This window comes from Corallococcus sp. AB030 (assembly GCF_003668965.1).
GTDB lineage: Bacteria > Myxococcota > Myxococcia > Myxococcales > Myxococcaceae > Corallococcus > Corallococcus exiguus.
The window spans coordinates 1-23,319 of record NZ_RAWQ01000087.1 but is presented as its reverse complement, the minus strand read 5'-3'; the positions used below and the strand labels follow the sequence as shown (position 1 = coordinate 23,319).

General features: G+C 70.3%; 21 protein-coding genes and 1 pseudogene. 5 read left to right on the top strand and 17 right to left on the bottom strand.

Translation table 11 applies throughout. The annotated features are described in order from the left end of the window. Nucleotides 1–27: 27 nt before the first annotated feature. The 6 genes from D7Y15_RS21135 to D7Y15_RS21110 form a co-directional block, all read right to left on the bottom strand. Nucleotides 28–654: a hypothetical protein gene (locus D7Y15_RS21135; RefSeq protein WP_121753729.1), complete on the bottom strand. Its 627-nt coding sequence runs from the start codon at nt 652–654 to the stop codon at nt 28–30. A 26-nt stretch (nt 655–680) separates the two neighbouring features. Continuing rightward, nucleotides 681–1,796: a PilW family protein gene (locus tag D7Y15_RS21130; protein ID WP_121753728.1), complete on the bottom strand. Its 1,116-nt coding sequence runs from the start codon at nt 1,794–1,796 to the stop codon at nt 681–683. Then, nucleotides 1,793–2,392 carry a type II secretion system protein gene (locus D7Y15_RS21125; protein ID WP_120576856.1) on the bottom strand — a complete coding sequence of 200 codons (600 nt, stop codon included), beginning with the start codon at nt 2,390–2,392 and terminating at the stop codon, nt 1,793–1,795. The genes D7Y15_RS21130 and D7Y15_RS21125 overlap by 4 nt, the downstream gene beginning before the upstream one ends. Then, the gene (locus D7Y15_RS21120) at nt 2,389–6,630 is read right to left on the bottom strand and encodes a hypothetical protein (RefSeq protein WP_121753727.1); all 4,242 of its coding nucleotides are present in this window, start codon (nt 6,628–6,630) and stop codon (nt 2,389–2,391) included. Before D7Y15_RS21120 ends, D7Y15_RS21125 begins: the two co-directional genes overlap by 4 nt. 206 nt (nt 6,631–6,836) lie before the next feature. Then, nucleotides 6,837–7,229 carry a peptide chain release factor-like protein gene (locus D7Y15_RS21115; RefSeq protein ID WP_120598980.1) on the bottom strand — a complete coding sequence of 131 codons (393 nt, stop codon included), beginning with the start codon at nt 7,227–7,229 and terminating at the stop codon, nt 6,837–6,839. A gap of 84 nt (nt 7,230–7,313) precedes the next feature. Then, nucleotides 7,314–8,024 (bottom strand): hypothetical protein, encoded by a 711-nt coding sequence (locus D7Y15_RS21110; RefSeq protein ID WP_121753726.1) that lies wholly within the window; start codon nt 8,022–8,024, stop codon nt 7,314–7,316. A gap of 296 nt (nt 8,025–8,320) precedes the next feature. Here D7Y15_RS21110 and D7Y15_RS21105 point away from each other — a divergent pair, with 296 nt between their 5' ends. Continuing rightward, nucleotides 8,321–9,622: a VWA domain-containing protein gene (locus D7Y15_RS21105; protein ID WP_121753725.1), complete on the top strand. Its 1,302-nt coding sequence runs from the start codon at nt 8,321–8,323 to the stop codon at nt 9,620–9,622. Between the two features lie 42 nt (nt 9,623–9,664). On the opposite strand, the gene D7Y15_RS21100 is transcribed toward D7Y15_RS21105, so the two are convergent. The 5 genes from D7Y15_RS21100 to D7Y15_RS21080 all read right to left on the bottom strand — a co-directional run bounded on the left by D7Y15_RS21100 (nt 9,665) and on the right by D7Y15_RS21080 (nt 13,965). Then, nucleotides 9,665–11,329: a hypothetical protein gene (locus D7Y15_RS21100; RefSeq protein ID WP_120576852.1), complete on the bottom strand. Its 1,665-nt coding sequence runs from the start codon at nt 11,327–11,329 to the stop codon at nt 9,665–9,667. Next, nucleotides 11,326–12,159, bottom strand: a complete 834-nt coding sequence (locus tag D7Y15_RS21095) for an ABC transporter ATP-binding protein (RefSeq protein WP_120576870.1) — start codon at nt 12,157–12,159, stop codon at nt 11,326–11,328. Before D7Y15_RS21095 ends, D7Y15_RS21100 begins: the two co-directional genes overlap by 4 nt. Nucleotides 12,160–12,244: 85 nt before the next feature. After that, nucleotides 12,245–12,625, bottom strand: coding sequence for a response regulator (locus D7Y15_RS21090; protein WP_014394116.1), 381 nt, complete (start codon nt 12,623–12,625; stop codon nt 12,245–12,247). Between the two features lie 102 nt (nt 12,626–12,727). Continuing rightward, nucleotides 12,728–13,720 (bottom strand): amidohydrolase family protein, encoded by a 993-nt coding sequence (locus tag D7Y15_RS21085; protein WP_120576851.1) that lies wholly within the window; start codon nt 13,718–13,720, stop codon nt 12,728–12,730. Beyond that, nucleotides 13,717–13,965, bottom strand: a complete 249-nt coding sequence (locus D7Y15_RS21080) for a hypothetical protein (RefSeq protein WP_120576850.1) — start codon at nt 13,963–13,965, stop codon at nt 13,717–13,719. The genes D7Y15_RS21085 and D7Y15_RS21080 overlap by 4 nt, the downstream gene beginning before the upstream one ends. A 323-nt stretch (nt 13,966–14,288) precedes the next feature. On the opposite strand from D7Y15_RS21080, the gene D7Y15_RS21075 reads away from it, so the two are divergent. Then, nucleotides 14,289–14,564, top strand: a complete 276-nt coding sequence (locus D7Y15_RS21075) for a hypothetical protein (protein ID WP_120561800.1) — start codon at nt 14,289–14,291, stop codon at nt 14,562–14,564. A gap of 147 nt (nt 14,565–14,711) precedes the next feature. On the opposite strand, the gene D7Y15_RS21070 is transcribed toward D7Y15_RS21075, so the two are convergent. Further along, nucleotides 14,712–15,494 (bottom strand): TatD family hydrolase, encoded by a 783-nt coding sequence (locus D7Y15_RS21070; protein WP_120599847.1) that lies wholly within the window; start codon nt 15,492–15,494, stop codon nt 14,712–14,714. A gap of 21 nt (nt 15,495–15,515) precedes the next feature. After that, the gene (gene ggt / locus D7Y15_RS21065; RefSeq protein ID WP_121753724.1) at nt 15,516–17,279 is read right to left on the bottom strand and encodes a gamma-glutamyltransferase; all 1,764 of its coding nucleotides are present in this window, start codon (nt 17,277–17,279) and stop codon (nt 15,516–15,518) included. A gap of 388 nt (nt 17,280–17,667) precedes the next feature. Here ggt and glmU point away from each other — a divergent pair, with 388 nt between their 5' ends. Both glmU and glmS read left to right on the top strand, forming a co-directional pair. Next, nucleotides 17,668–19,068 carry a bifunctional UDP-N-acetylglucosamine diphosphorylase/glucosamine-1-phosphate N-acetyltransferase GlmU gene (glmU, locus tag D7Y15_RS21055; RefSeq protein WP_121753723.1) on the top strand — a complete coding sequence of 467 codons (1,401 nt, stop codon included), beginning with the start codon at nt 17,668–17,670 and terminating at the stop codon, nt 19,066–19,068. 113 nt (nt 19,069–19,181) lie between these two features. Next, on the top strand, nt 19,182–21,017 hold the full coding sequence (glmS, locus tag D7Y15_RS21050; protein ID WP_121753722.1) for a glutamine--fructose-6-phosphate transaminase (isomerizing): 1,836 nt from the start codon (nt 19,182–19,184) through the stop codon (nt 21,015–21,017). A gap of 76 nt (nt 21,018–21,093) precedes the next feature. Here the strand turns inward: glmS and D7Y15_RS21045 are convergent, their stop codons facing one another. From D7Y15_RS21045 to D7Y15_RS21030, 4 genes are read right to left on the bottom strand one after another with little or no spacing between them, the layout of a single operon-like run. After that, nucleotides 21,094–21,360, bottom strand: a complete 267-nt coding sequence (locus D7Y15_RS21045; protein ID WP_148712825.1) for a hypothetical protein — start codon at nt 21,358–21,360, stop codon at nt 21,094–21,096. After that, on the bottom strand, nt 21,357–21,851 hold the full coding sequence (locus D7Y15_RS21040) for a DUF3106 domain-containing protein (RefSeq protein WP_120576844.1): 495 nt from the start codon (nt 21,849–21,851) through the stop codon (nt 21,357–21,359). The genes D7Y15_RS21045 and D7Y15_RS21040 overlap by 4 nt, the downstream gene beginning before the upstream one ends. Beyond that, entirely contained in the window at nt 21,851–22,330 is a 480-nt protein-coding gene (locus tag D7Y15_RS21035) for an anti-sigma factor (protein ID WP_120600344.1), read from the bottom strand. The genes D7Y15_RS21040 and D7Y15_RS21035 overlap by 1 nt, the downstream gene beginning before the upstream one ends. After that, entirely contained in the window at nt 22,327–22,929 is a 603-nt protein-coding gene (locus D7Y15_RS21030; RefSeq protein WP_121753720.1) for an RNA polymerase sigma factor, read from the bottom strand. The genes D7Y15_RS21035 and D7Y15_RS21030 overlap by 4 nt, the downstream gene beginning before the upstream one ends. 90 nt (nt 22,930–23,019) lie before the next feature. Here D7Y15_RS21030 and D7Y15_RS21025 point away from each other — a divergent pair. Then, nucleotides 23,020–23,319 (top strand): annotated as a pseudogene (locus D7Y15_RS21025) (hypothetical protein); the annotation flags it as partial.

Below are 23,319 nucleotides of genomic sequence, written 5' to 3'. Positions count from 1 at the left end.
GGAAGCTTCTCACGCCCCGCGGACGGCTCAATGGTTGAGGTTACCGGAGCCCGTGCCGCCCGCCGTCTGCGCCGTGTAGGCGTGGCCGCCGCCGTTGTACTGGAGGATGCCCTCCACGGCGAGCGCGCTGGGGTCGTGCTGGTTGTTGCCACCCCGGCGCGGAATCAGCGTCTCGCTGATGCAGATGGCGCCCACCACCACCTGTTGATCATTGTCGCGGTTCCACTCCGGGGCGAGCGGTTTGAACTCGTCCTCGTTGTCCCGGATGTAGAGGTACACGTCGTCCTTGCCGTCGCCGTCCAGGTCCGCGAACAGCGCGGGGTTGACCGTCTTGATGGCCGCGCGGCCGGCGGCGGTGCGCGGGTTGGCGGGCGCGGTGTTGGTGGGCGAGGCGATGGGGTCGTAGGCGTCCGGCGTGCTCAGGAAGGTGTTCCACTGGGCGTAGTTGCGGCCGAAGTAGCCGCGCGCCAGTTGCAGGCCGCTCTCCGCGCAGCCCTGACGCTGGCCCGCGCGGCTGGACGTCACGGCGCGCGTGCGCTCGCTGCTGGCGTAGGACATCACGCCCGCCACCAGGCCCAGGAGCACGGTGACGAGCAGCACGACGAGCAGCAGCGTGGCGCCGCGGGGGGAACGGGACGAAGCGCGTGGGGACATGGCGGAGGGCCTCACGGAGGATGGACTCACAGGCTGGCGGCGGCCAGGTTGGGCAGCTCCGCCCGGCGCGAAAAGAGGCTGCGGAAGTATCCGTCCGCGGGGGCCGCGGGCGGGGTGTGGTTCTCCACCGCGATGGGCAGGTCCGCGGTCAGGACGTCCTTGCTCTGCGTGTCGCGCCGGGGCGAGCGGCCGGTGGCCACCACGCTGATGCGCACCGAGCGCAGGCCCGGCGTGTACTCGGGCCTGAGGCCGTTCTGGAAGTCGTAGCGGGTGGGGTCGCCCGTGTTGGTGGCGTCGATGCCGAACGTCACCTGGAAGTCCTCCACGTAGTCCTGCACCACCACCGGGTCGGCCATGTCCACGAAGGGGCGCCCGGACACGTCGCTGCCGGGGATGCCCTCCGCGCGCATCAGCGCCTTGCGGCCGTTGTTCGCGTTCGTGCCGATGAAGAAGTGCAGGAGCCGCACGGGGTACACCAGGTCGCCCTTCTGGAAGCCGCCCTTGTGGGGCGCGTTGGAGAAGCCCGACACGCCGGTCTCCAGGTAGTTCACCGTGGCCGTGGGCGGGCTGCTCGTCACCGACGTCTGGGTGAGCAGCGCGGCGCTCTTCATGTTGCTGGCCACCAGCATGGGGTTGGCGGGCGCGGTGCCGGAGAGCGTGCCCGCGCAGTTGACCTCCAGGGCGCCGGTGCCCGGCTTCACCACCGTCATCGCCGCGCCCGGCGCGCAGTCGCGGCCCAGGTAGTTGCGGTCCGGCACCACCAGCCACAGGTCGTCGCTGCCGTTCGTGCCCGGCGCATTGCCGGTCGTGGTGGCGGCGAGCACGCCCGTGCCCGCGCCGTCCCCGCCGAAGACGGAGTTGATGCGCAGGGGCGTGCCGCCGGACACCACCCAGAGGCCCTCGGACATGCCCGCGCCGGCCTGGCGCACCGCAGACAGCAGCGTCTCGCCCGCGAGCCGCGCGTGGTCGTGGCTGTCCGCCACGTGCTCCGTGTTGTGCACCACGCGCCCGCCCGCCAGCAGCAGCGCCGTGGCCGCCGCCAGGACGATGGCCGTGAGCGTCGCGGCCACCATCGTCTCCAGCAGCGTCATGCCGCGTGCATTGGTCCGAAGCTTCGTCCGGAACTTCAGCCGGCTCCTCATTGGACGAAGACCTCGCTGTGCACGATGGCGCGGTCCAGGCTGTCGCCCTTGCGGTACGCGCGCGTCCAGAAGGTGAAGGGCAGGGCCCCGGCGGGCACCATCGCCTGGGCCGCGGGCGGCAGGTCCTTGGGCAGCCCCTGCGTCACCAGGACCTCGCGGCAGTAGACGTCTCGGGGCAGCACCGTGTCCGGGGTGACGGTGGTGCAGGGCGTGCCGGCGGGCACGTCCAGCGCGGGCTCCACCTGGCCCGTGGGGCGCACGCGGAAGTAGGCGCCGGTGCCGATGTCGCCCGTCTGCGGCGTGCTGGGGTCCAGCACCCAGGGCGCCGTGGCCAGCGCCACGTCCGCGGGGAAGAGCGCGGGACGGGGGATGGCCTGGTTGGCCAGCTCCATCTTGGACGCGAGCCACAGCCGCTGCACGCGCGCCTCCAGCAGCATGCGCCGGCCCTGGAGCACCTGGCCGTCCTTCACGTCGCGGGTGGCGGCCACCATGCCCATCACCGCGCCCACGGCGGCCAGCGCCAGGACGCACGTGGCGATGAGCACCTCCAACAGGCTGCTGCCGCGCCGGGCGGCGGAAGAGGGAAGGGCTCTCATTCGAGGAACCTCTGGCTCCAGTTGAGGAGCTGGTAGAGCACGCCGTTGTTGCCGTCCACGGAGTCCTTCGCGTTGGGGCTGGAGGCTCCGGTGTTGGTCGCGTTGTCGATGCGCGTGACGCGCAGGGCGCTCACCTCCGCGCCCACCACGAAGTCCGTGGACGCGCCGCCGCTGTCGCGGTGGTAGACGGCCACGCCGCCGTAGTTGGCCAGCGTCGCGCCGCTCATGGGCTGGATGCCCGCCTGCGTGGTCGCTGTATTGCCCAGGTCGATGCTGTAGGTGTGGCCGCCAACGGACGCGCTCAGCAGCATGGGGTCGTTCACGGACTCCTCCGCGGTGCTGAAGTACGCGGTGCGCCCGGCGATGGTGATGTTGCCGTAGACGTGCTCGGGCGCCGGGAAGATGAGCGGGAAGGGCGCGGGCTCCTGGAGCACGCCGAAGGTGTTCGCCTCCGTGTGGGCCAGGTTCGCGTTGATGGGCGAGCCGTCCAGCCGATAGCCGTCCGTGCCCAGGGGCAGCCGGAGGCCCGCGTCCAGGAGCAGCGCGTGGAAGCGGCCGCCCACCGTGTCCGGCACCCAGTCCATGCCGGCGGTGCCCACCAGGGCCACCACCTTGCCCTTGTACTGGCTGAAGGCGGAGGCGTTCGCCGCGTCGAGCGGAATGCGCGCCAGGCCCACGTTGGTGCTGATGGGCTGGCTGGTGACGGGCAGCCCGCCAATGTTCATCGCCGTGTACTTGCAGGGCGCGGCTTCCGAGCACGCGGGGCCCATGCGCGCCACGTTGATGTTCACGCCGGTGGACGCGTCCAGCTCCCAGAGCTTGCCCTCCATGTCGCCCACGTAGAGGCGCGCGGCGCCGCTCGAGTCCTGCGACACGGTGGGCGCGGCGGGCGCGCTGTTGTCCACGCTGCTGGTATAGGCCTGCTGCCACTGCCACAGCTTCTGGCCGGTGGCCACGTCGATGGCGAACACCTGCACGCCCTTGGCGGGAGAGCCGGGCGAGCCCGGCACCGGCAGCGCGCCGGAGCTGCTGGAGGCGACGAAGACGGCGTACACGGGCTCCATGCCCAGCCGGCCCACGCCCACGGACAGCCCGCGCGAGCCACCCAGGCCGCTGTAGTCATAGAGGCCGCTCGGCTGACGGCCCGGGTCCGCGCGCGGCGGCAGCAGGAAGAGGCTCGAGTCCTCGTCCCAGGTGTACGTCCAATCCATGCCGCCCTGGCCCTTGTCCGCCAGCGCCACCGCGGAGTTCGGCGCGCTGGAGGTGGCGTAGTGGCTGCCCACCAGGTGCCACAGCAGCACGGGCTTGAGCGGGTTGGTGACGTCCAGCGCGAACAGGTCGCGCCCCGTCTGGCCCACGTTGGCGACGAGCACGGTGTGCCATTCGCGGCGGCCGGTGCCCACGAAGTCCGCGAACACGTCGAAGACGGCGGGCGCGCTGTTCACCCGCGCGGTGTTGTTGCGCAGGCCCGCCAGCTGCGTGGCCGGCAGGAAGCTCCAGAGCTCCGTGCCCGGCGGGGGCGTGGTGCCGGAGCGGAAGCGCTGGGCGAAGTCCGTCTTGAAGCGCGCGCTGGCGTCCGGGTTGGGGAAGTTCAGGCTCTGCGCGGGGCCGTCATAGCGCGCGCCGCCGGAGACGTAGAACGCGTGCACCTGACCGTCCAGGCCCGCCGCGTAGGCCACCGTGGGACGGGCGGCGGTGGTGTCCTGGATGAGCGGGCTGGCCGTCACCACCACGGGCGACGAGTGGATGAAGCCGCCCAGGTGCGCCTTGTTGTCCGCGTCCTCGTTGTTGCACTGGGTGACGGAGGGCTCGAGGATGGGCGTCTCGCCGGCGCCGTCGTTGCCGGACACCGTGGCGTAGCAGTAGCCGCGCACCCGCTGGAGCATCATCGCCACCGCGTTGAAGTCCACGCCCAGCTGCAGCTTGTTGATGACCTCGTTGGCGACGCCGAAGTCCGCCCCGGCCAGCTGCGGCGAGTACTGCGTCGCCTGCTGCAGGTCGCAGACGCCGTCCGGGCCCTTCACGAAGTCGTAGCGGAAGCTGCCGTCGCGCTCCGTGGCGCGGCCGAGCTTCAGCTCGTCCACGCAGCCAGCGTTGGGGACCGAGCCGTAGTTGCTGTTGATGCGCGTGCCGGAGACCTCCTCCGGCTTCCAGCCCACCTGCATCACCCCGTGCGGCGCGGTGCGGCCGGCGGCCAGCGTCGGGTTCACCGTCACCTCGCCGCCGAAGTAGGTGAAGAGGTTGCGGTCGCCGGGCGCGGGCATGCGCGCGTCCGCGTTCCACAGGGTGCCGTCGGACAGCGAGTTCTCCCCCGTGGACAGCGCGTCCCCGCCAATGAGCGAGTGCGCGCGCAGCGTGCCCGGGTAGTAGGGGAACACCCAGTGCGAGCCCTGCGCGGGCGTGTACGTGTCCGCGCCGGGCGGGTAGCCCGTCACGGCGTTGTAGGACGTCTTGAACAGCAGGGCGCGCGAGCCGTTGGTGTCGCTGCCGTTGGTGTCGTCCAGCGCGACGGGCGCGGACACGGTGCGCTCGCTCTGCAGCGGTTCGCTTCCCAGGTTGAGCAGCGTGTTGAGCACGATGCGCGTGCCCGCGACGCTGTCCTTGAAGTCATGGCCCGCCAGGTAGACGATGGTCGCCTTCTGCGGATCATTGTCCTTCTGGTTGAAGGAGAAGAAGTCGTTGCCGCGAAGGGCGTTCGCCGCCACGTGCGCGGGGTTGTCGTACTGGTTGCCCGCGGCGTAGTTCACCCAGCTCACCGCCAGCCGGCGCACGCCGTTCTTGAAGGTCGTCCGGTAGTTCTCCGTCTCGCCCGCCACGTTGTTGAAGCGGAAGTCACCCAGCTGGGAGAAGGGGTCGCCCGGGTTGGGGTAGATGATGCAGGCGGGCCGGGGCGAGGACTCGTTCATGTAGTCCGGGTCCGTGCAGTTGCGGCCGTCCCAGTTCTTGCCGCTGTTGCCCAGCTTGTTCTTCTCGAAGTTGACGTCGCCCTGGAAGCGCGTGGAAGGCACCAGCCCTCCGCCCACCTTGTCGGTGTGCTCGTAGGACCAGATGCTGGTGCACTCGGCGAACAGGCCGTTGCCGCGCTGGTTGGTGAAGTAGGCGATGTTGTTGAGGACGTTCTCCGCCTGGTTGCCGGCGCCGTCGCCGTTGGACTGGTACGCGGGGCGGGTGCTGTCGCCAATCTGCCAGTGCGGCGCCCAGAACACGCGGTAGCGCGGGCGCAGGGTGACGGGGTCCACGGCGTTGAGCAGGCCGTTGGGGAACGCCGTGGTGGAGATGAGGTCCGCGTTGGCGTGGAGCGCGTCGTAGATGAGGCCGGGCTGTCCGCCGTTGAGGGTGCAGCCGCTGGTGGTGCCCTGCGGGCAGCCGCCCGCGCCGTTGAAGTCCAGGCCCGCGTTGCGCAGGTAGTCGTCCAGCATGCCGCCCTTCACGAACGACTTGTCCACCGCGTTGTCGTCGTCCAGGTCCAGCAGGGCGATCTTCGGGGGCACGCGGTTCAACCGCCGGCCAATGGGCGCGTTGAACTCGATGGTGGCCTGGTGCATGCGCACGTAGAAGCAGCCGATGCCGTTGCTGAAGCTGTTGCAGCTGCACGTCGTGCGGAACTTCTTCGGCGCGTCCGCTCCGGCGGAGGAGTTCAGGAAGTCGAGCGCGTTCTTCGCGTCCTTCGCGTCGATGATGAACGCGCCGCCCATGTACTGGACGTCGCGGAAGCCGCTGGCGGTGCTGAGCGTGGTGGCCGTGAAGTTCGGCCGCGCCTGGGCGGGGTTGGTGGTGAAGTTGTCGATGTTCGCTTCGGGGAACAGGCCGCTCGGGGGCAGCGCCTGCAGGGGCGGCACCGGCACGACGGGCGCCGCGTCCGCGCGGGAGATGTGGAAGTCACAGCCGTCATTCCAACTGGGGTCGTTCCACTGGCCGTTGTGCGGCAGGGGCGGCAGGTGCTTGTTGGTGGGCACGCAGCGGTTGGGAGACCGCTTCGTGTCATCAATGGCCAGGTACACCGTCACCGGGTGGTTGGCGTTGAAGCCGCCCGCCTCGTTGGACTGCAACAGGCGCCACACCAGGCCGTAGGCCGACAGGCTTCCACAGCCCTGCTGGAAGGTGGCCTGCTCCGGGATGATGAGCGCGCCCTGGCTGAAGGTGACGATGTCCGTCGCGGACGCCGGCAGCGCCGTCAGCAGCGCCAGGCCCAGCAGGATTCGCCGCGCCGCGGAAATTCTGGGGGTGATGGGGGCCAAGGGTTCACCGGGGGTTGGAGGCCAACTGACCCCCTCGGGGTCGGAGGTCACCCCTGGCCTGTGCACACCGTATGCCCCGGCGTGGGAGGGCTCCCGTGCGGGGGGAGCCTTGGAAAGAAACCGTGTGGCTGTGAGTGGGCGACCTCAGCGGCTACGCAAAGCTTGCGAGGTCCGCACGTCGTGCATAGCGGCGGAGGCCGGGTCGCCTAATCCGCGACCTTGCCGCCCCGGCCGGCCTTCTTCTCGGAGGTGCGCTTCTTGTCCTCCAGGCGCCGTCGCTTGGAGCCCAGGGTGGGGCGGGTGGCCTTGCGGACCTTGGGGACGAAGGTGAGGGCCTGCAGGCCGGCGCGCAGGCGGCGCACGGCGGCGTCCTTGTTCTGGGACTGGCTGCGGCGCTCGGTGGCGGTGACGGACAGCTCCGTGGGCGGGTGGGAGAGGCGCACGCCGCTGGCGGTGGTGTTGCGGTGCTGGCCGCCGGGTCCGGAGGCGATGAAGAACTCCACGTCGCAGACCTTCAGCAGGGCCTCGTCATCCAGGGAGAGGGCCTCCCGGGCGGCCTGGCGTCGAGCGGGTGCGATGGGGGTGGTCGGCGGCGTCATGGCGGTCCTCAAGTTAGCGCCGCGGAGACGCCGCTGGTACCCCGCGCCTGACACCGGGCGGCGCGGGGCGCCTTGAAGGCCTGCTCAGGTGTTGTTCAGGTTGAAGGTGAAGCCCGTCTTGGCGGCGCGCCCGCTCTCGTCGGTGGCCACGAACTTCACCACGTAGGGCAGGGCGGAGAGCGACCGGTCCGTGGTGACGCGCACCTGCGCGGTCGTCTCGCCCGGGGCCAGGGTGACGGGGTCGGCGCCCAGCCGCGTCGTGCCCGGGGTTTCCAGCGTGAGGGTGAGCGCGCCGGTGAAGCCCTCCGCGCGCGTCACCGTCACCGTCACCTGGGCGGACTGGCCGGGCGTCACGTTCACCTGGCGGGGCTCCACGGCGAGGGCGAAGTCCGGCTGGGGCTCGGGCGGCGCCAGGATGACCAGGGAGATGTTGCCCCGGGCGGTGACGTTGTTGGCCGGGTCTTCCGCGATGAGCTGCAGCGCGTTCACGCCGTAGCTCGTGACGCTGTTGGACACCGAGATGGTGGCGGTGGTGCTGACGATGGTCTCCCCCTCCGGCAGGGAGAACGCCGGGCCGAAGGTGACGCCCTCGGGCGAGATCGCCGCGCTCACGCGCACCTCACCCAGGTTGTCCGCGATGCGCTGGATGGCGATGTCATAGGGGACGGAGTCGCCGGGCGCGGCGGTGACGGTGTCCGCGCCTCCCCAATCCAGGTGGTAGTAGGGCGTGTTGCCGCCGCAGCCCAGGGCCAGCGCGCAGGCGAGGACGGCGAGACGGGGGAGGGAACGCGGCATGGGAGGGCTCCAGGGGTGGCGAAGCAGGGGTGAGCATGGGGCCGGGGCGCGAGGGCCCGCAAGCGTCCCCGGGGAAGGCGGGCGTCAGCGGAACAACGAACAGGCGGCGAGATAAGTCCCGACGTGGGCCTCCAGCGACCGCGCGCAGCCGCCGCCCAGACGCGCACGGACCCGGGGCGTAACGCCCGTTCCGGAGGGGTGCAATCGGGTGCGTAGAACTTCCGGCGGGCCTGTCCGTTACAGGAGCAGGCGGCGCGAACGTGCCCGCCCCGCGCAGTCCCCAGGAGCCCACACCCATGAACCTGAAGCCCCTCTCGCGGGCCGTCCTGACGGCCGCGCTCGCCACCGGTCTGTCCGCCACCTCCGCCTGGGCCGTCACGCCCGCCAGCACTCCGGCCACCACCACCGCGAAGCCCGCGGCCGAGAAGCCCGCGACCGTCAAGCCCACGAAGCCCACGGACACGCCGGCCACCGGACCCCAGGCGCCCACGGGGCAGGGCGCGCAGGCGCAGGGCCAGGACGCGCAGGTCCAGCCGCAGGGGGCGCGGCCTGAAATCGAAGTGGCGTTCGTGCTGGATACGACGGGGTCGATGGGCGGCCTGCTGGAGGGCGCCAAGCAGAAGATCTTCTCCATCGCGTCGCGCATCGCGAAGGGCAAGCCCACGCCGCACCTGAAGGTGGCGCTGGTGGCGTACCGCGACCAGGGGGACTCGTACGTGACGAAGCGCTTCGACCTGAGCGACGACATGGACTCCATGTTCGCGGAGCTGCGCAAGCTGGACGCGAACGGGGGCGGGGACTTCCCCGAGCACGTGGGTCGCGGCCTGGGCGAGGCAGTGTCGCTGCTCAAGTGGAACCAGGACCGCGAGGTGATGAAGGTCATCTTCCTGGTGGGCGACGCGCCCCCCGCCCAGCGCGAGGCCGCCTGGGACTTCAAGCTCTGGTCCAAGCGCGCGAAGGAGCGCCACATCGTGGTGAACACGGTGCGCTGCGGCTCGGACTCCTCCACGGAGGAGTCCTGGCGCTACGTGGCGAAGCTGACGGACGGCACCTTCGACTCCATCGACGCGGCGGGCGGCATGGTGGCGGTGGCCACGCCCTTTGACGCGGAGCTGTCGCGGGTGAACGCGGAGCTGGCGTCGAAGACGCTCTACGGTGGCCGCGCGGAGGCCCAGGCCATGAACCGCGCCCGCGCGGAGGCGACCAAGAGCATGGCCGCGGAGGCCGTCGCGGACCGCATCAGCTTCATGAAGGAGAGCCGGGGGGCAGGGAAGAGCGCCGCCAGCGCCGGAGCGGTGAGCAGCGCGCCCGCGGCTGTCGCGGGCGGCGTGGACCTGCTGGAGAAGCCGACCGCGCTCGGCACCCTCAAGGACGACGAGCTGCCCCAGGAGCTCAAGGGCCTCAAGAAGGAGGAGCAGGCCGCGAAGGTGAAGCAGCTGTCCGCCGAGCGCAAGGTGCTGGAGGAGAAGGTCGCGAAGCTCGCCACCGAGCGCGACCAGTGGCTCACGAAGAACGCCCCCACCAAGGAGGACGCCTTCGACGCCAACGTGATGAAGAGCGTGAAGACGCAGGCCGCGAAGTTCGGCGTCACGTACTGAGTGACGTGTCGGGCGGGGCCCACCCAGGCCCCGCCCGCGCGGTCATTCGCGCGTCACCGCCCGGAGGACGATTTCCCGGCGTTGATCCAACAGCCGCATCGCCCAGGGCCGCGTCACCCGGTACACGCCGAAGTGGAGCACGGCGAACCCGAGGATGAAGGCCACGGACTGCCAGCCCGGCCCGTCCTTCCCCGCGGCCCGCAGCGCATGGCCAAAGGGCATGCAGCCCACGCTGGCCGCGAAGATGCCCAGCATGGACGCGGTGAGGGGAATCCGGTCGCGCCGCTTGAGGCTCGCGTGGAACTTCACCGGGAAGTACAGCGACAGGAAGTTGCCCGCGGCCAGCAGCATGGGCACCACCGCCGCCACCGCGGCCATGGCGCACAGGAAGTCCACGAGCGTGCCCGAGCCGAAGTACACCCGGTAGAAGGCGCCCACCAGCACCGCCATCCCCAGCGCCGCCACGCCCTGCACCCGGTTCTTCGCGCGCAGCACGTCCGCCAGGTTCATGGGCGCCGCCAGGAACACCGCGAAGCCGTGCCCGTCGTACGCGAAGGTGTTCTGCGAGAACGTGGACGCGATGACCACCGCGCCATAGATGCTCAGGCCGCCCATCACCCACGCGTCCGCGCTGCCGCCCAGCAGGTACACGAAGAGATCCCTGCCGGAGAGCAGCTTCAGCAGGATGGCCAGGATGAAGGGCACCGCCGCCAGCAGCCGTGCGCGCGGGTTGTGCCACAGGTCCAGCACCTCGCGGCGCAGGAGCGTGTCGAAGCGCGAGCCCGTGGTGGCGAACGGGTCGCTGTCCTTCCCATCCCCCCGGTCGCCGCCGGAGCGGCCTCCCGCCTGCCGGTGGAAGCGCATCAAGAGCGCGTACGCCACGACCATGCCCATGGCGGTGAAGAACAGCAGCCCGAAGGCCTCCAGCATGGCGATGCCCACGCGGCCGTGCGCCAGCTGTCCCAGCCCGTCGCCGAAGAAGCCCGGGGGCACCTGGCTGAGCGCCACCGCCGCGTTGATGATGAGGCTCATGTCCAGCGCGCCCACGCCCGTCTCACCCATGCTGGTGAGCCACGACGTGTCGATGGGCGGGATGAACGACGCGGCGACGAGGAACGCCACCATGCCGCCACCCATGATGCGCGCGCTGTGCTTCGCCCTCAGCACGTTGATGACCGTGTAGAGGCCCACCCGGCTCCACGCCGCGCAGAAGAGCGCGAACAGCACGTAGAGCACCGCCGCCAGCCACGGCGAGGCCAGCCGGTGCCGCGACGCATAGCCCACCGCCGCGCCGGTGAGGGGCGCGTAGAACACCAGCGCGCGCGGCTCGAAGAGGCTCGCCACCGTGGAGCCCATCAAGAGCCGGAACGGCGAGATGGGGAACGCGGCGTAGCGCGACAGCTCGGAGTGGTCATCCACGCCCGCGGACAACAGCGGCCACGTCACCCACGTGGCGGCGGTGACGAAGCACAGCAGGTTGAGGATGAAGTACGGCCACACGTTGCTGTGCACGATGAGCGGCATCCTCATCAGCTTGAAGAAGCTCAGGCCCAGCAGCACGCCCGGCGCGCTGGAGCCCACGAACGCGGCCACCGCGAGCAGGCGGCTCTTGCCCGGACCCTGGTTGAGGCCCAGGTGCAGGCGCAGGCCCCAGAGCAGCAGCAGGTGCTGGAAGAAGCCGGGGACCTTCGGACGCGGGCTGCTCACGCGGTCTCCCGGCGCAGCGGCACCACGTTCGCCGCGGGCTCGCCGTAGAACGACAGCTTCGCGTTGCGCGCGGCGGGCACGGCGATCAGCTTCTCGAACACCGCCTCCAGCGTGGACACGCCGTGGCGCTGGCGAAGCTGCTCCACCGGGCCCTGATCCAACATGCGCCCGCCCCGGATGACGCCCGCGTGCGTGGCCAACCGCTCGGCGATCTCCAGCACGTGCGTGGTGAGCAGCAGCGTCACGCCCCGGCGGGACAGCTCGCGCAAGAGCTCCCGGATGACGCCCGCGGCGAGCACGTCGATGCCCTCGAAGGGCTCATCCAGCAGCACCAGTTCCGGCGCGTGGATGAGCGCCGCGGCGATGGCGAGCCTGCGGCGCATGCCCTTGGAGTACTCCGCCACCAGCGCGCCCGCCTTGTACGTGAGCTCCGTCAGCTCCAACAGCTCCACCGCGCGCGACGCGGCCTCCGCGCCATCCAGTCCGTACATGCGCGCGCAGAAGGTGAGGTACTGACGGCCGGTGAGACGCTCGAAGAGGCTCAGCTCCTCCGGCACCACGCCCACGCGCTGCTTCACGTCCAGGGGCCTGGCCACGGCGTCCACGCCGAGCATGCGGATGGTGCCCTTGTCAGGCCCGTACACGCCGGTGAGCAACGCGATGGAGGTGGACTTGCCGGCGCCGTTGGGGCCGAGGAACGCGTAGAAGGCGCCCTTCGGAATCTGAAGCTCCAGGCCGTCCAGCGCGGTGAAGGTGCCGAAGCGCTTGACGAGGCCGCGGGCATCGATGGCCAGCTCGGAGCCGGCCGGTTCTGAAGGGGGGGGCGTCATGAAGGACGCCATCACACCATGCACCCAGGGGCTGCCCACAATCCTCGGGTTGACGGATGGTGCGGCCCGCCGGGCGCTTCCCGACTCAGTGCACCATGGCCACCTCCGGCGGCCCGACGATCTGCTGCACGGTGGTGCGCACCTTGTCCAGGTCCACCGGCTTGGAGATGTAGCCAGCGGCGCCCACCAGCTCCGCCTCCCACTCGAAGCCGTAGCCGGAGATGATGATGATGGGCAGGTTGCGCGCCCGCGGCATCTTCTTGAGCGCGTCCAGCAGGCCCCAGCCGCTCATGACGGGCATGCGCAGGTCCAGGAGCACGGCGCCCGGGATGTCGTCCTCCAGAAGGTCCAGCGCTTCTCGGCCGTTCTTGGCCTCGATGGTGGCATAGCCCATCTCCTGGAGGGCATCGCAGATGAGCGTGCGGTGACTCGCGTCGTCGTCGACGACCAGGATGAAGTTCGACATGGGCTTGAGCCTCTGGAGTGGCGGCGTCTGCTTGGGGACCGCGATTCTATGGGGACGAAGATGGGAATGCCCTCCTCATTGCGGAAGGGCCTTCGTTTCTTTTCAACATTCCCCGTAGAGCGACAGCGTGTTTCCTCCCAGCACGCCCGCGAGCGCGGCCTCGTCCAGCCCCAACCCGGCGAGCGCCCGCAGCTCCCGGTCCCACGCATAGGGGATGTTGGGGAAGTCCGTCCCATAGAGGATGCGCTCGGGCCGGACCTCCAGCGCCTTCCGGGGGAGGGGCACGGGGAAGTAGCCGCCTACCGCCATGGTCGTGTCCAGCCAGAGCGTGTCATGGCGCTCCAGCAGGCGCGCGTACGCGTCGAACTCGTCCGCTCCCAGGTGCGGCACGCACAGCTTGAGCGTGGGATGATCCTTCAGCACGCGCTCCACCCGCTCCGCGGCGCAGAGCTGGTGCGGATCCACCGGATACTGGGCGCTGGAGGGCTCCCGCCCCGAGTGCATCACGAGCGGCTTGCCCGCCCGGGCGCACGCTTCGTAGAGCTCGTTCAGCTGGGGCGCGTCCGGAGAGAAGGCCTGCACGTGGCAGTGCAGCTTCACGCCCTTCAGCCCCAGGGTGAACGCTTCCTCCAGGATGCCGACGGCGCCGGGCTCGCCCGGGTACACGGTGCCAAGGCCGATGACGCGGGGCTCGGCCTTCGCCACCTCCGCCACGAAGGCGTTGAGCGCGCGCGCCATGCCCGGCTTGTGGGCGTAGTGCAGGGCGACCACGCGCTCGACGCCCCGGGACAGCAGGAAGGACAGCACGTGGGGCGTGTGCAGCTTGTAGCGGATGGGCCAGCCGTAGCGGTCGAACCAGCGCCACACCGCCTCGAAGACGCGGTCGGGGAACAGGTGCACGTGCGCGTCCACGACGGGCGGCAGGCCGGGGTCCACGCGGGGCCCTTCCTCGTCCGCCAGCGCGGGCATGGGCATCTGGATGCCCTGTTCCCTCCAGGTCGCGGCCGGCGAGGACGCCAGGCACGGCACCGGCGCGTCGTCGTCCTCGTGTTCGCTGGGGTCGTGCTCTTCAGGCGGCTCGCGGTGAGCCGTCATCCGCCCGTGCCCGGCCCGGAGGACTTCTTCGCGTCGTCGTCCTCGTCCTTGTCCAGGCGCCGCAGGTAGCTGTTGTGCGCGTAGCCCTGGCGTTCCAGCCGCTGCGCCTCGATGGCGTCCGCGACCTTCGAACACACCTGTCCGAGCATGCGCAGGGACTCGGCGATCAACCGCTCCGCGTGATCCTGCGCATTGGCGGACGGAATGATGGGGCGGTCGCGACGGAACGGCAGGGGCAACTTCATCCTCTGGAATCTAAGGGATGCCCCCGCGCGGTGCCACGCGTCAGTCCCGCCCCGTCCCCTGGCCGCCCCTCCCGGGCTGGCGGGTTCACGGAGTGTTGACAGCGCGACGCGGCATCGCCCCCCGGACCGGGTTAACCGCGTTGACAGTGTCCCAGTTTACATTTTGCGCCGGCCCGGTCCCCGGAGCACCCCTGTGCACCCCCTTGAGCGTTGGCAACTCGCTGGAATCACGAAGGGTTTACGAATTTTCAAGCAGGGGGATGACAGCGCCGGGATTCGCCTCTACATTGCGTCCGTCGGATTTCACTCAAGAGGTGCTGCGCATGGCTTACGACGGCGAGCTTGTGAAGATGCAGAACGGTCGCTGGGCGCGTTTCCAGCGGTGCCAGGTGTACCGGCCGGGCGTGACGGACGCCGGCGAGACCATGCTCCTGATCGCGGTGGAGCTGGAGGAGCGCTATCAGCAGCTGCTCGACGAGGCGGCGGATTCCCTCGCGGAGTACCGCTCCCAGGGCGTGCCCGTGCAGGTGCGGCTGGCGCCGGACGCGCAGGGGCTCACCCTGCACCCGGAGGCTCAGGCCTCCGTCTCGGTGAACTAGGACCCTCCTCGGGGTTCCAGGCTGTAAACCCACGGGCTCCGCGCTTCACCGCGCGGGGCCCGTCTCATTTACAGCGCTGACAGGTCTGGGCCGCCGTCCACTTTTCAACGCACCGCATGCCACCCACACGGCGCGCGAATGCCGCGCTCAGTCGTGGATCTGGAAGAAGCGGGCGGCGTTGTCCCGGGTGACCCGTCGAACGAGCCGCTCGGACAGCTTCGCCTTGCCCAGCAGGTTCGCCGTGCGCGCGAGCCCCAGGATGTCCCCCGCGCCGTCGCCCGCGTCCGAGTCCAGCACCAGTCGCTCGCTGCCCAGCCGCCGCACCAGGGCCACCGCCCGGTCCGCCTGGAGCGCCTCCGGATGCAGGGTGAGGCCGGCCCAGTGGCCCACCTCCAGGATGGTCCGCACGGTGCGCGCGTTGGCGTGGTCCACCAGCGCGCGCGAGGGCAGCAGTCCTGACTGGCGCAGGAGCGTGAGGATGCGCCGCGTGTGGCGCTCCTTGTCCTTGAGCGGCGTGTGCACCACCACGCGCAGCTTGAGCTGACGGGCCAGGGCCAACTGCTCCAGGAAGGCCTCTTCCTCCTCCTCGCCGCCCGCGTGCAGCCCCGTCTCGCCCAGGGCCACCACCCGGCCGCCCTCGAAGTAGTCCGGCAGGTGGCTCAGCACTTCCGACAGCCCCCGGCGCGGGATGCAGCGCGGGTGCACGCCCAGGGCGGCCCAGGCGCGGATGCCCAGCCGCTCCAGGCGCGGCAGCTGCTTCTCCACCAGCTGGTCGAAGTGCTGACGCAGCCCCTTGGCCGTGGGCTCCGGGAAGTGGTGCGCCACCACCAGGGCCTGTTCCACGCCGAAGAAGCGCATGGACTCCAGGTCCTGGTCCGTCAGGGCCTCCGGGTGGAGGTGCGCATCGAAGAGCGGAAGCGGCTCGGCCACGGGCAGTCGTTCTCCTTCGTTTCAGTCCTGGCCCGTCGCGGCGCCCTCGTTGCGCGGGTCACTGGAGGAATAGCGCAGGTTGGTGCGCGGGTCGCTGTAGACGGCCTCCGCGTCGCCCCAGGCGTCCACCCGGCGAATCTTGTGACCCTTCGCCTCCAGCGCGGACAGCGTCGCCGGCTCCAGGCCCCACTTGTCCACCCACAGCTCGTCCGGGAGGTACTGGTGGTGCAGCCGGCCCATGCCCACCGCGCGCGCCACGTCCATGCCCTGGTCCACCACGTTGCTGATGGCCTGGATGACGGTGGTGGGGATGGTGGAGCCGCCGGGGCTGCCCACCGCCAGCATCACCCGCTTGGGGTCTTCCTTGGAGAACACCAGCGTGGGCGACATGGAGGACAGGGGCACCTTGCCGGCCTGGATGGCGTTGGGCTCACCGGTGACGAGCCCATACGCGTTGGGCACGCCCGGCTGCGCGGCGAAGTCGTCCATCTCGTCATTGAGGAGCACGCCGGTGCCCTTGGCCACCAGGCACGAGCCGAAGCTGTAGTTGACCGTGGTCGTCATCGCCACCGCGTTGCCGTCCTTGTCGATGACGGAGATGTGCGTGGTGTTCTTCTTCTCCGGCTCCGGCGTGAGCGGCCCCGCGTCCTTGCGCAGCGTGGAGGCAGGCCCGCCCGTCACGGGCGCCAGCAGCGACGCGCTGGGCGTGGCCTTCTTCGGGTCGATGCCGCCCGCCAGGTCCGCGATGTGGCCGGGCGACGTCAGCCGCTCCAGCGGCACCTGCACGAAGGCCGGATCGCCCAGGTACTTCGCGCGGTCCACGTACGCGCGCCGCACGGCCTCCACGTAGAGGTGCAGCGACTCCGGGTCTCGGTACGGCACGCCCTGCGGCCGCAGCTGCTGGAGCATGCCCAGCACCTGCACCACCGCCAGCCCGCCCGCGCTGGGCGGCGGCATGGTGAGGATGCGGTGCCCACGGTAGGTGGTCTCCAGCGGCGTGGCCGGGCGCGTGCGGTAGTTCGTCAGGTCCTCCTGCGTGAGCAGCCCGCCCGCGTCCTGCACCGTCTTCACCAGCGCCTGCGCCACCGGGCCCGCGTAGAAGGCCTTCGCGCCGCCCTTGGCCACCCGCTCCAGCGTGCGCGCCAGGTCCGGCTGTTTGATGAGGTGCCCCACCGGAGGCACGTCCGGCGTGCCCTGCGCGTTGGGCGTCAGGAAGATGCGCGCGGCCTCCGGGTCCTGGCGCAGACACTCCGCGCGGCCGGTGGCCATCTGCTGGTACTTGGGTGTCACCCAGAAGCCCTGCTTCGCCAGCCGGATGGCCGGGGCCAGCACCACCGCGGGCTTGAGCTTGCCGTGCTTGGACAACAGCTCCAGGTAGCCCGCCACCGCGCCCGGCACCGCCACGCTCAGCGCGCCGTCCGTGGACAGGCCCGGAACCAGCACGCCGTCCTTCAGGTACATGTCGCGCGAGGCGCCCTTGGGAGCCACCTCCCGGAAGTCCAGCACCTGGGTGCCGCCCGACTTCGCGTCGTGCACCAGCGCGAACCCGCCGCCGCCCACGCCGGAGTGGTAGGGGCCCACCACCGCCGCCACGAACGCCGCCGCCACCGCCGCGTCCACCGCGTTGCCGCCCTTGTCCAGCATCTGGAGCGCGGCTTCGCTCGCGGGCGGATACGCCGTGGCCACCGCACCTCCCCGGTAGGGACGTGCCGCACCCGCCTGCGCCGCCACCAGCAACACTGCGAGTCCCAGCGCACGGAACGACTGCCGTCCCGCGGCGCCCATGTGTGTTTTCCCCACCTGGAGGCCTTTCCTTGTGATTTCCGGCCGTTCCCTAATGCACCACGCGCCGCGCCAGGGCCAGGGTTTCAGCCAGACAACATTTTTTTCCTTGGATTGTGAGCGGAGGCGGGGCAGTCTCCGGTCATGCGCAGCAACGGGCGGTGCTCATGAGTCTTCCGAACCCCGTGGAAAACCCGGCGTCGGTTCCGACTCCGGCCTCCACTTCGGCGCGGCTGACGACGTTCCTGAAGCCGCGCTTCGGCATCACGGTCCAATGCAACACGTTGTGTGTAGCAGTCAGCGCCCGCCCCTCCCCGGACGTCCCGCGATCCGCTTTGAAGTCCGGGCGCGGTTGACGAGTTGATCGGCGGTCCCTAATTCTCCGCCGCATATGACAGCTCTGGCGGCGGTTGTGCTGTGCGCGGGCAAGGGCACGCGGATGAAGTCGGAGAAGGCCAAGGTCCTTCACCCCATCCTCGGCCGGCCCCTTTGCGCCTATCCCTTGAAGCGGGCCCTGGAACTGGGCGCCACGCACGTGGTGCCGGTGGTGGGCCACCAGGCAGCGGAGGTGGAGAAGTCCATCCGCTCCCACTTCCCGGACGCGCCCCTGCGCTTCGCGCTCCAGAAGGAGCAGAAGGGCACCGCGGACGCGGTGAAGGCGGCCCAGGACGCGCTGAAGGGCCACGACGGCCGCGTGCTCATCCTCTACGGAGACGTGCCGCTGCTCCGGAAGGAGACGCTCCAGTCGCTGCTCGCCGCGCACGACGCCGCGGGCGGAGTGCTGGCGCTGGTGTCCACCACGCTGGAAGACCCCACCGGCTACGGCCGCGTCATCCGCGAAGGCGGCAAGGTGGCGCGCATCGTGGAGCACAAGGACTGCACCCCGGAGCAGCGCGCGGTGAAGGAGTGCAACGCGGGCATCTACTCCGTGGACGCGGCCTTCCTCTGGAAGGCGCTGGCCGAAATCAAGCCCGTCAACGCGCAGGGCGAGTACTACCTCACCGACCTGGTGGAGATGGCCGCGAAGCTGGGCCCCGTGGGCGCGGTGGACGCGGACGCCACGGAGACCGCGGGCGTGAACGACAAGGTGGAGCTGGCGGCGCGCGCCCGCGTCCTCCAGCAGCGCATCAACGAAGCCCACATGCGCGCGGGCGTGTCCATCCAGGACCCCGCCACCGCGTACATCGAAGAGGGCATCACCATTGGCACCGACACGGAAGTAGGCCCCAGCGTTTCGCTGATGGCCGGCACCGTCATCGGGAAGAACGTCACCATTGGCCAGGGCAGCGTGCTCACGGCCTCCCACGTGGCGGATGGCACCCACATCAAGCCCTACTCCGTGCTGGAGGAGGCGCGTGTGGGCGAGCGCTGCATCATCGGCCCGTTCTCCCGGCTGCGCCCCGCCACGGAGTTGGCAGAGGAAGTGCATCTGGGGAACTTCGTGGAGACGAAGAAGACCCGCATCGGCAAGGGCACCAAGGCCAACCACCTGACTTACCTGGGCGACGCGAACATTGGCGCGGGCTGCAACATCGGCGCGGGCACCATCACCTGTAACTATGACGGGGTGAACAAGCACCTGACCGAGCTGGGCGATGGCGTCTTCATCGGCTCGGACAGTCAACTGGTGGCGCCGGTGAAGGTGGGGGACGGCGGGTATGTCGGCGCGGGCTCCACGGTGACGAAAAATGTGCCTCCTGGGAGCCTCGCTGTGTCCCGCGCGCCACAGGTCGTGAAGGAGGGGTGGGTGGCTGCCAAGAAGGCCCGGCAGGTGAAGGTGAAGGCTGGTTAGGAAGAGTGCTCGCCTGCTGGTCGGTCGGCGGGGCGGGGTTGGGCGTGTTGGGCGTGAACGGGTTGCCCGTGGTTTGCTCCGGCGCCGCGGGACGAGAAAGAGGCAGGACGAACATGTGCGGGATTGTTGGCTACGTCGGTGACAAGGAATCTGCTCCCATCCTGGTGTCGGGTCTGAAGAAGCTCGAGTACCGGGGCTACGACTCCGCGGGCGTCGCGGTGGTGGGCGGCAACCAACTCAATGTGGTGCGCGCCACGGGCAAGCTGCGCAACCTGGAGAACCGCGTGGTGCAGGACCTGCCCAAGGGCACCACCGGCATTGGCCACACGCGCTGGGCCACGCACGGCCGCCCCTCCGACGAGAACGCCCACCCGCACACGTACAAGAACGTGGCGGTGGTGCACAACGGCATCATCGAGAACCACCTGGCGCTCAAGGCGGAGCTGCGCTCTCGCGGCCACGTCTTCGCGTCGGAGACGGACTCGGAAGTGTTCGCGCACCTCATCTCCGCGGAGGTGGAGCGCGGCGTGGACCTGCCGGACGCCGTCCGCGCGGCCATCAAGCAGGTGAAGGGCACCTACGGCCTGGTGGTGGTGTGCTCCAACGACCCGGGCCGCATCGTGTGCACGAAGGACGCGTCGCCCATGGTGCTGGGCCTGGGCGAGGGCCAGAACTTCGTGGCCAGCGACGTGCCCGCGCTGCTCGAGCACACGCGTGACTTCGTCTACATGGAGGAGGGCGACCTGGCGGTCATCACCGCGGCGAAGGTCGACATCTTCAACCGCGACGGGAAGCTGGTGAACCGCCCCACGCGCCGCATCGACTGGACGCCGATGATGGCGGAGAAGGGCGGCTACAAGCACTTCATGCACAAGGAGATCTGGGAGCAGCCCCGCGCCATCGCGGACACGCTGCGCGGCCGGATGCTCCTCACGGAAGGCGACGTCCACTTCGACACGTGGAACCTGTCCCAGGAGCAGGTGAAGTCCTTCACCAAGGTCACCATCCTGGCCTGCGGCACGTCCTGGCACTCGGGCGTGGCCGGCAAGCACATGATTGAATCGCTGGCGCGGCTGCCGGTGGAGGTGGAGCTGGCCAGCGAGTTCCGCTACCGCGACCCCATCGTGGAGAAGAGCCACCTGGTCATCGCCATCAGCCAGTCGGGTGAGACGGCGGACACGCTGGGGGCCTTCAAGGAGGCCAAGCGGCTGGGCGCCCACACGCTGGCCGTCTGCAACGTCATTGGCAGCGCGATGACGCGCGAGTCGGACCTGCACATCCTCACCAACGCGGGCCCGGAGATTGGCGTCGCGTCCACCAAGGCGTTCACCACCCAGCTCGTCACCCTGTACCTGCTGGCGGTGAAGCTGGGCCGCATGCGCGGCACGCTGTCGGTGGAGGGCGCGCAGGAGCACCTGACGCACCTGGCCCAGGTGCCGAAGATGATTGAAGAGGTCCTCAAGTGCGAGCCGCAGGTGAAGCGCGTCGCGCGCGAGTTCATGAACGCGCAGGACTTCCTCTTCCTGGGACGCGGCCCCATGCACCCGGTGGCGCTGGAGGGCGCGCTCAAGCTGAAGGAGATTTCGTACATCCACGCGGAGGGCTACGCGGGCGGTGAGATGAAGCACGGCCCCATCGCGCTCATCGACGAGAAGATGCCCGTCGTGGTCATCGCGCCGAAGCAGCCGCACGTCGCGTACGAGAAGATCATCGGCAACATCGAGGAGGTCCGCGCGCGCGGCGGCAAGGTCATCGCCATCCTCGACGAGGACGACACGCAGGCGGACACCCTGGCCGACCACGTCATCCGCATCCCCGCCGCCTGCGCGCTGCTCGCGCCGGTGGTGGCCACCATCCCGCTCCAGCTGCTCGCGTACCACGTGGCGGAGATGCGCGGGAACGACGTGGACCAGCCGCGCAACCTGGCCAAGAGCGTGACCGTCGAGTAGCGCTGCACGGCTTCCACGCCTGAATGCGAAAGAGCCCGGACTCCCTTCACAGGGGGCCCGGGCTTCTTCGTTCCCGCTACTTCGCGTCCGCCAGCTCCAGGAGCACCTCCAGGTCCGCGGCGGCGTCCAGCGACTCCAGCAGCTCCAGGTTCTCCACCACCTCGCGATCCTCGTCGGTGAGCTGGGGCTGTGGCTGACGCGTGTCCGACGGCGGAGGCGGGGCCTCCGGGTGCATGGCCTTCGCGGGCGCGGGAACCTCTTCGGACGGCGGGGACTGCTGGGCGGACGCGGGCACGGCGGCCGTGAGCGCGAACAGCAGCAACCCACAGGGCGCGGGCCTCACTTGTTGCGCCGCCTTTCGCGCAGCCGCTCGCGTGCCTCCTGTCGCTGCTCCTGGGACATCTGCCGCCAGCGGCGCATGTTCTCCAGCATCTGCTCGCGGCGCTCCGGGTGTTCCTTGAGATAGGCGCGCACCCGTTCGCGCAGCTCCCCTCGGCGCTCCGGGGTGAGGCCGCGCAGCTCGCGCACCTGCTCACGCACCGCCTGCCGCTCCTGGGGCGACAGGCGCTGGAAGTCGCGCAGGTTGGTCTTCAGCCGCTCACGTTCCTCCGGGGGCAGCTGCCGCCAGCGCTGGAGGTTCGCGCGCACGCGGGCCTGCTCCTCCGGGGACATGGCCTTGAACTCGCGCAGCTTCGCGCGCAGGGCTTCCTTCTGCTCCGGCGGGAGCTTCTCGAAGCGCTCCGCGGCGGTGGGCGCGGGGGCGTTGGCCGCGAGGGCGGGCACGCCGATGATCAGCGCCACGGCCAGCACGCCGGCGGTCATCCTTCCCAGCATCACGGCACCCCCAGTTCATGGAGGTTCTCGACGACCTCCAGGTCTTCGGAGCTGTTGAGCCCCAGCACTTCGTAGTCCTCGACCAGCTCCAGGTTCGCCGCCACCTCCAGCGCGCCCGGGTCCCACTCCTCCAGCGAGGGCGACTCCACGCGCGTGCGTCCGGCCACCACCAGCGTCAGCACCACCGCGGCGGCCAGGCCCGCGGAGGGCACGAGCACGCCGGGCCTCAAGAGGTGCGCGAACCGCTCGCGCCAGGTGGGCGGCAGCGCGTCCACCCGCGCCAGCAGCTCGCGCCGGGCGGAGGGGGAGGGCGTGAAGGCGGGCAGCTCCGCCATCCGCGCCACCGTGAGGCGCAGGAGCCGCTCCGTGCCCTGGCACTCCGCGCAGGTGCCCAGATGGGCCTCCATGCGCGCGCGGTGCGGGGGCGGCAACTCCCCGTCCACCCAGGCCGTCAGGTCTTCTTCGAACGCACAGCTCATGCCCGACTCCTCGCGGGCACGGTGCCCGCCTGCAACGCTTCAATCCTGCGCGCCACCGCCAGAGTGGCCCGGTGGATGAGGCTCTTCACGGCGGCCTCGCTCGCCTCCAGCGCCTCGGCGATGTCCCGGTACGCCATGCCCTCGAAGCGGCACATGGTGAACGCGGCCCGCTCGCGGTCGCTCAAATCCTTCAAGGCCAGGCCCACCGCCGCCTCCAGCTCCCGGCCGCTCAGCGCCTGGTCTGGCCTGTCTCCTTCGGGCCCTGGCATCCGCATCGCCCCCACGTCTTCCTCCGCCGGGGCCTCCGCCGTGAGGCGCGCCACGCGGTACTCGCCGCGCCGCATCTCGTTGAGGCAGTGGTTCGTCGCCACCCGGAAGAGGAACGTCTTGAACTTCGCCGTGGGCTTGTAGGAGCGCGCGTGGCGGTAGAGCTTCACGAAGATGTCCTGCGTGAGCTCCTCCGCCCGCGCCGCGTCCCCCACGAAGCGGAACGCGAAGCGCGCCACGCTCGCGTGGTGCCGGTCGAAGAGCCAGGCGAAGGCCTGCTTGTCGCCCGCCGCCACCTTCAGCATCGCCTGCGTGTCCGGGTCCCAATCCATCCGTGAGGTCAGAAACCCCGTTGCCCGCTGGAAGTTGCGGGCTTGCCCACTTTGAACCCCAAGCCGCGCCCCGGTTACAGTTTCGCCACCGTGTCCGATGCTTTCCGCCCACGTTCGCGCACACCATCTCCCCACCTGGGAGAGGAGGCGGAGCCCCCGTCGGACCTGGCGGCCTGGGAACCTCCGGCGCAGGGCGGCACGCCCACCCCGCCCACGGACTCGCCGCTGCCCATGTACCTGCTGGCGCAGCAGGCCCGGCGCGCTCAAGGGGACGAACAGAAGCGCCTGTCCTGGAACCTCAACCAGCTCCTGGAGGAGCTGGGGGCGCAGGGTGGGGGCCGGACGGAGGCGGACGCCTTCCACCGGCTGCTGGAGGGGGGCAACCTGGAC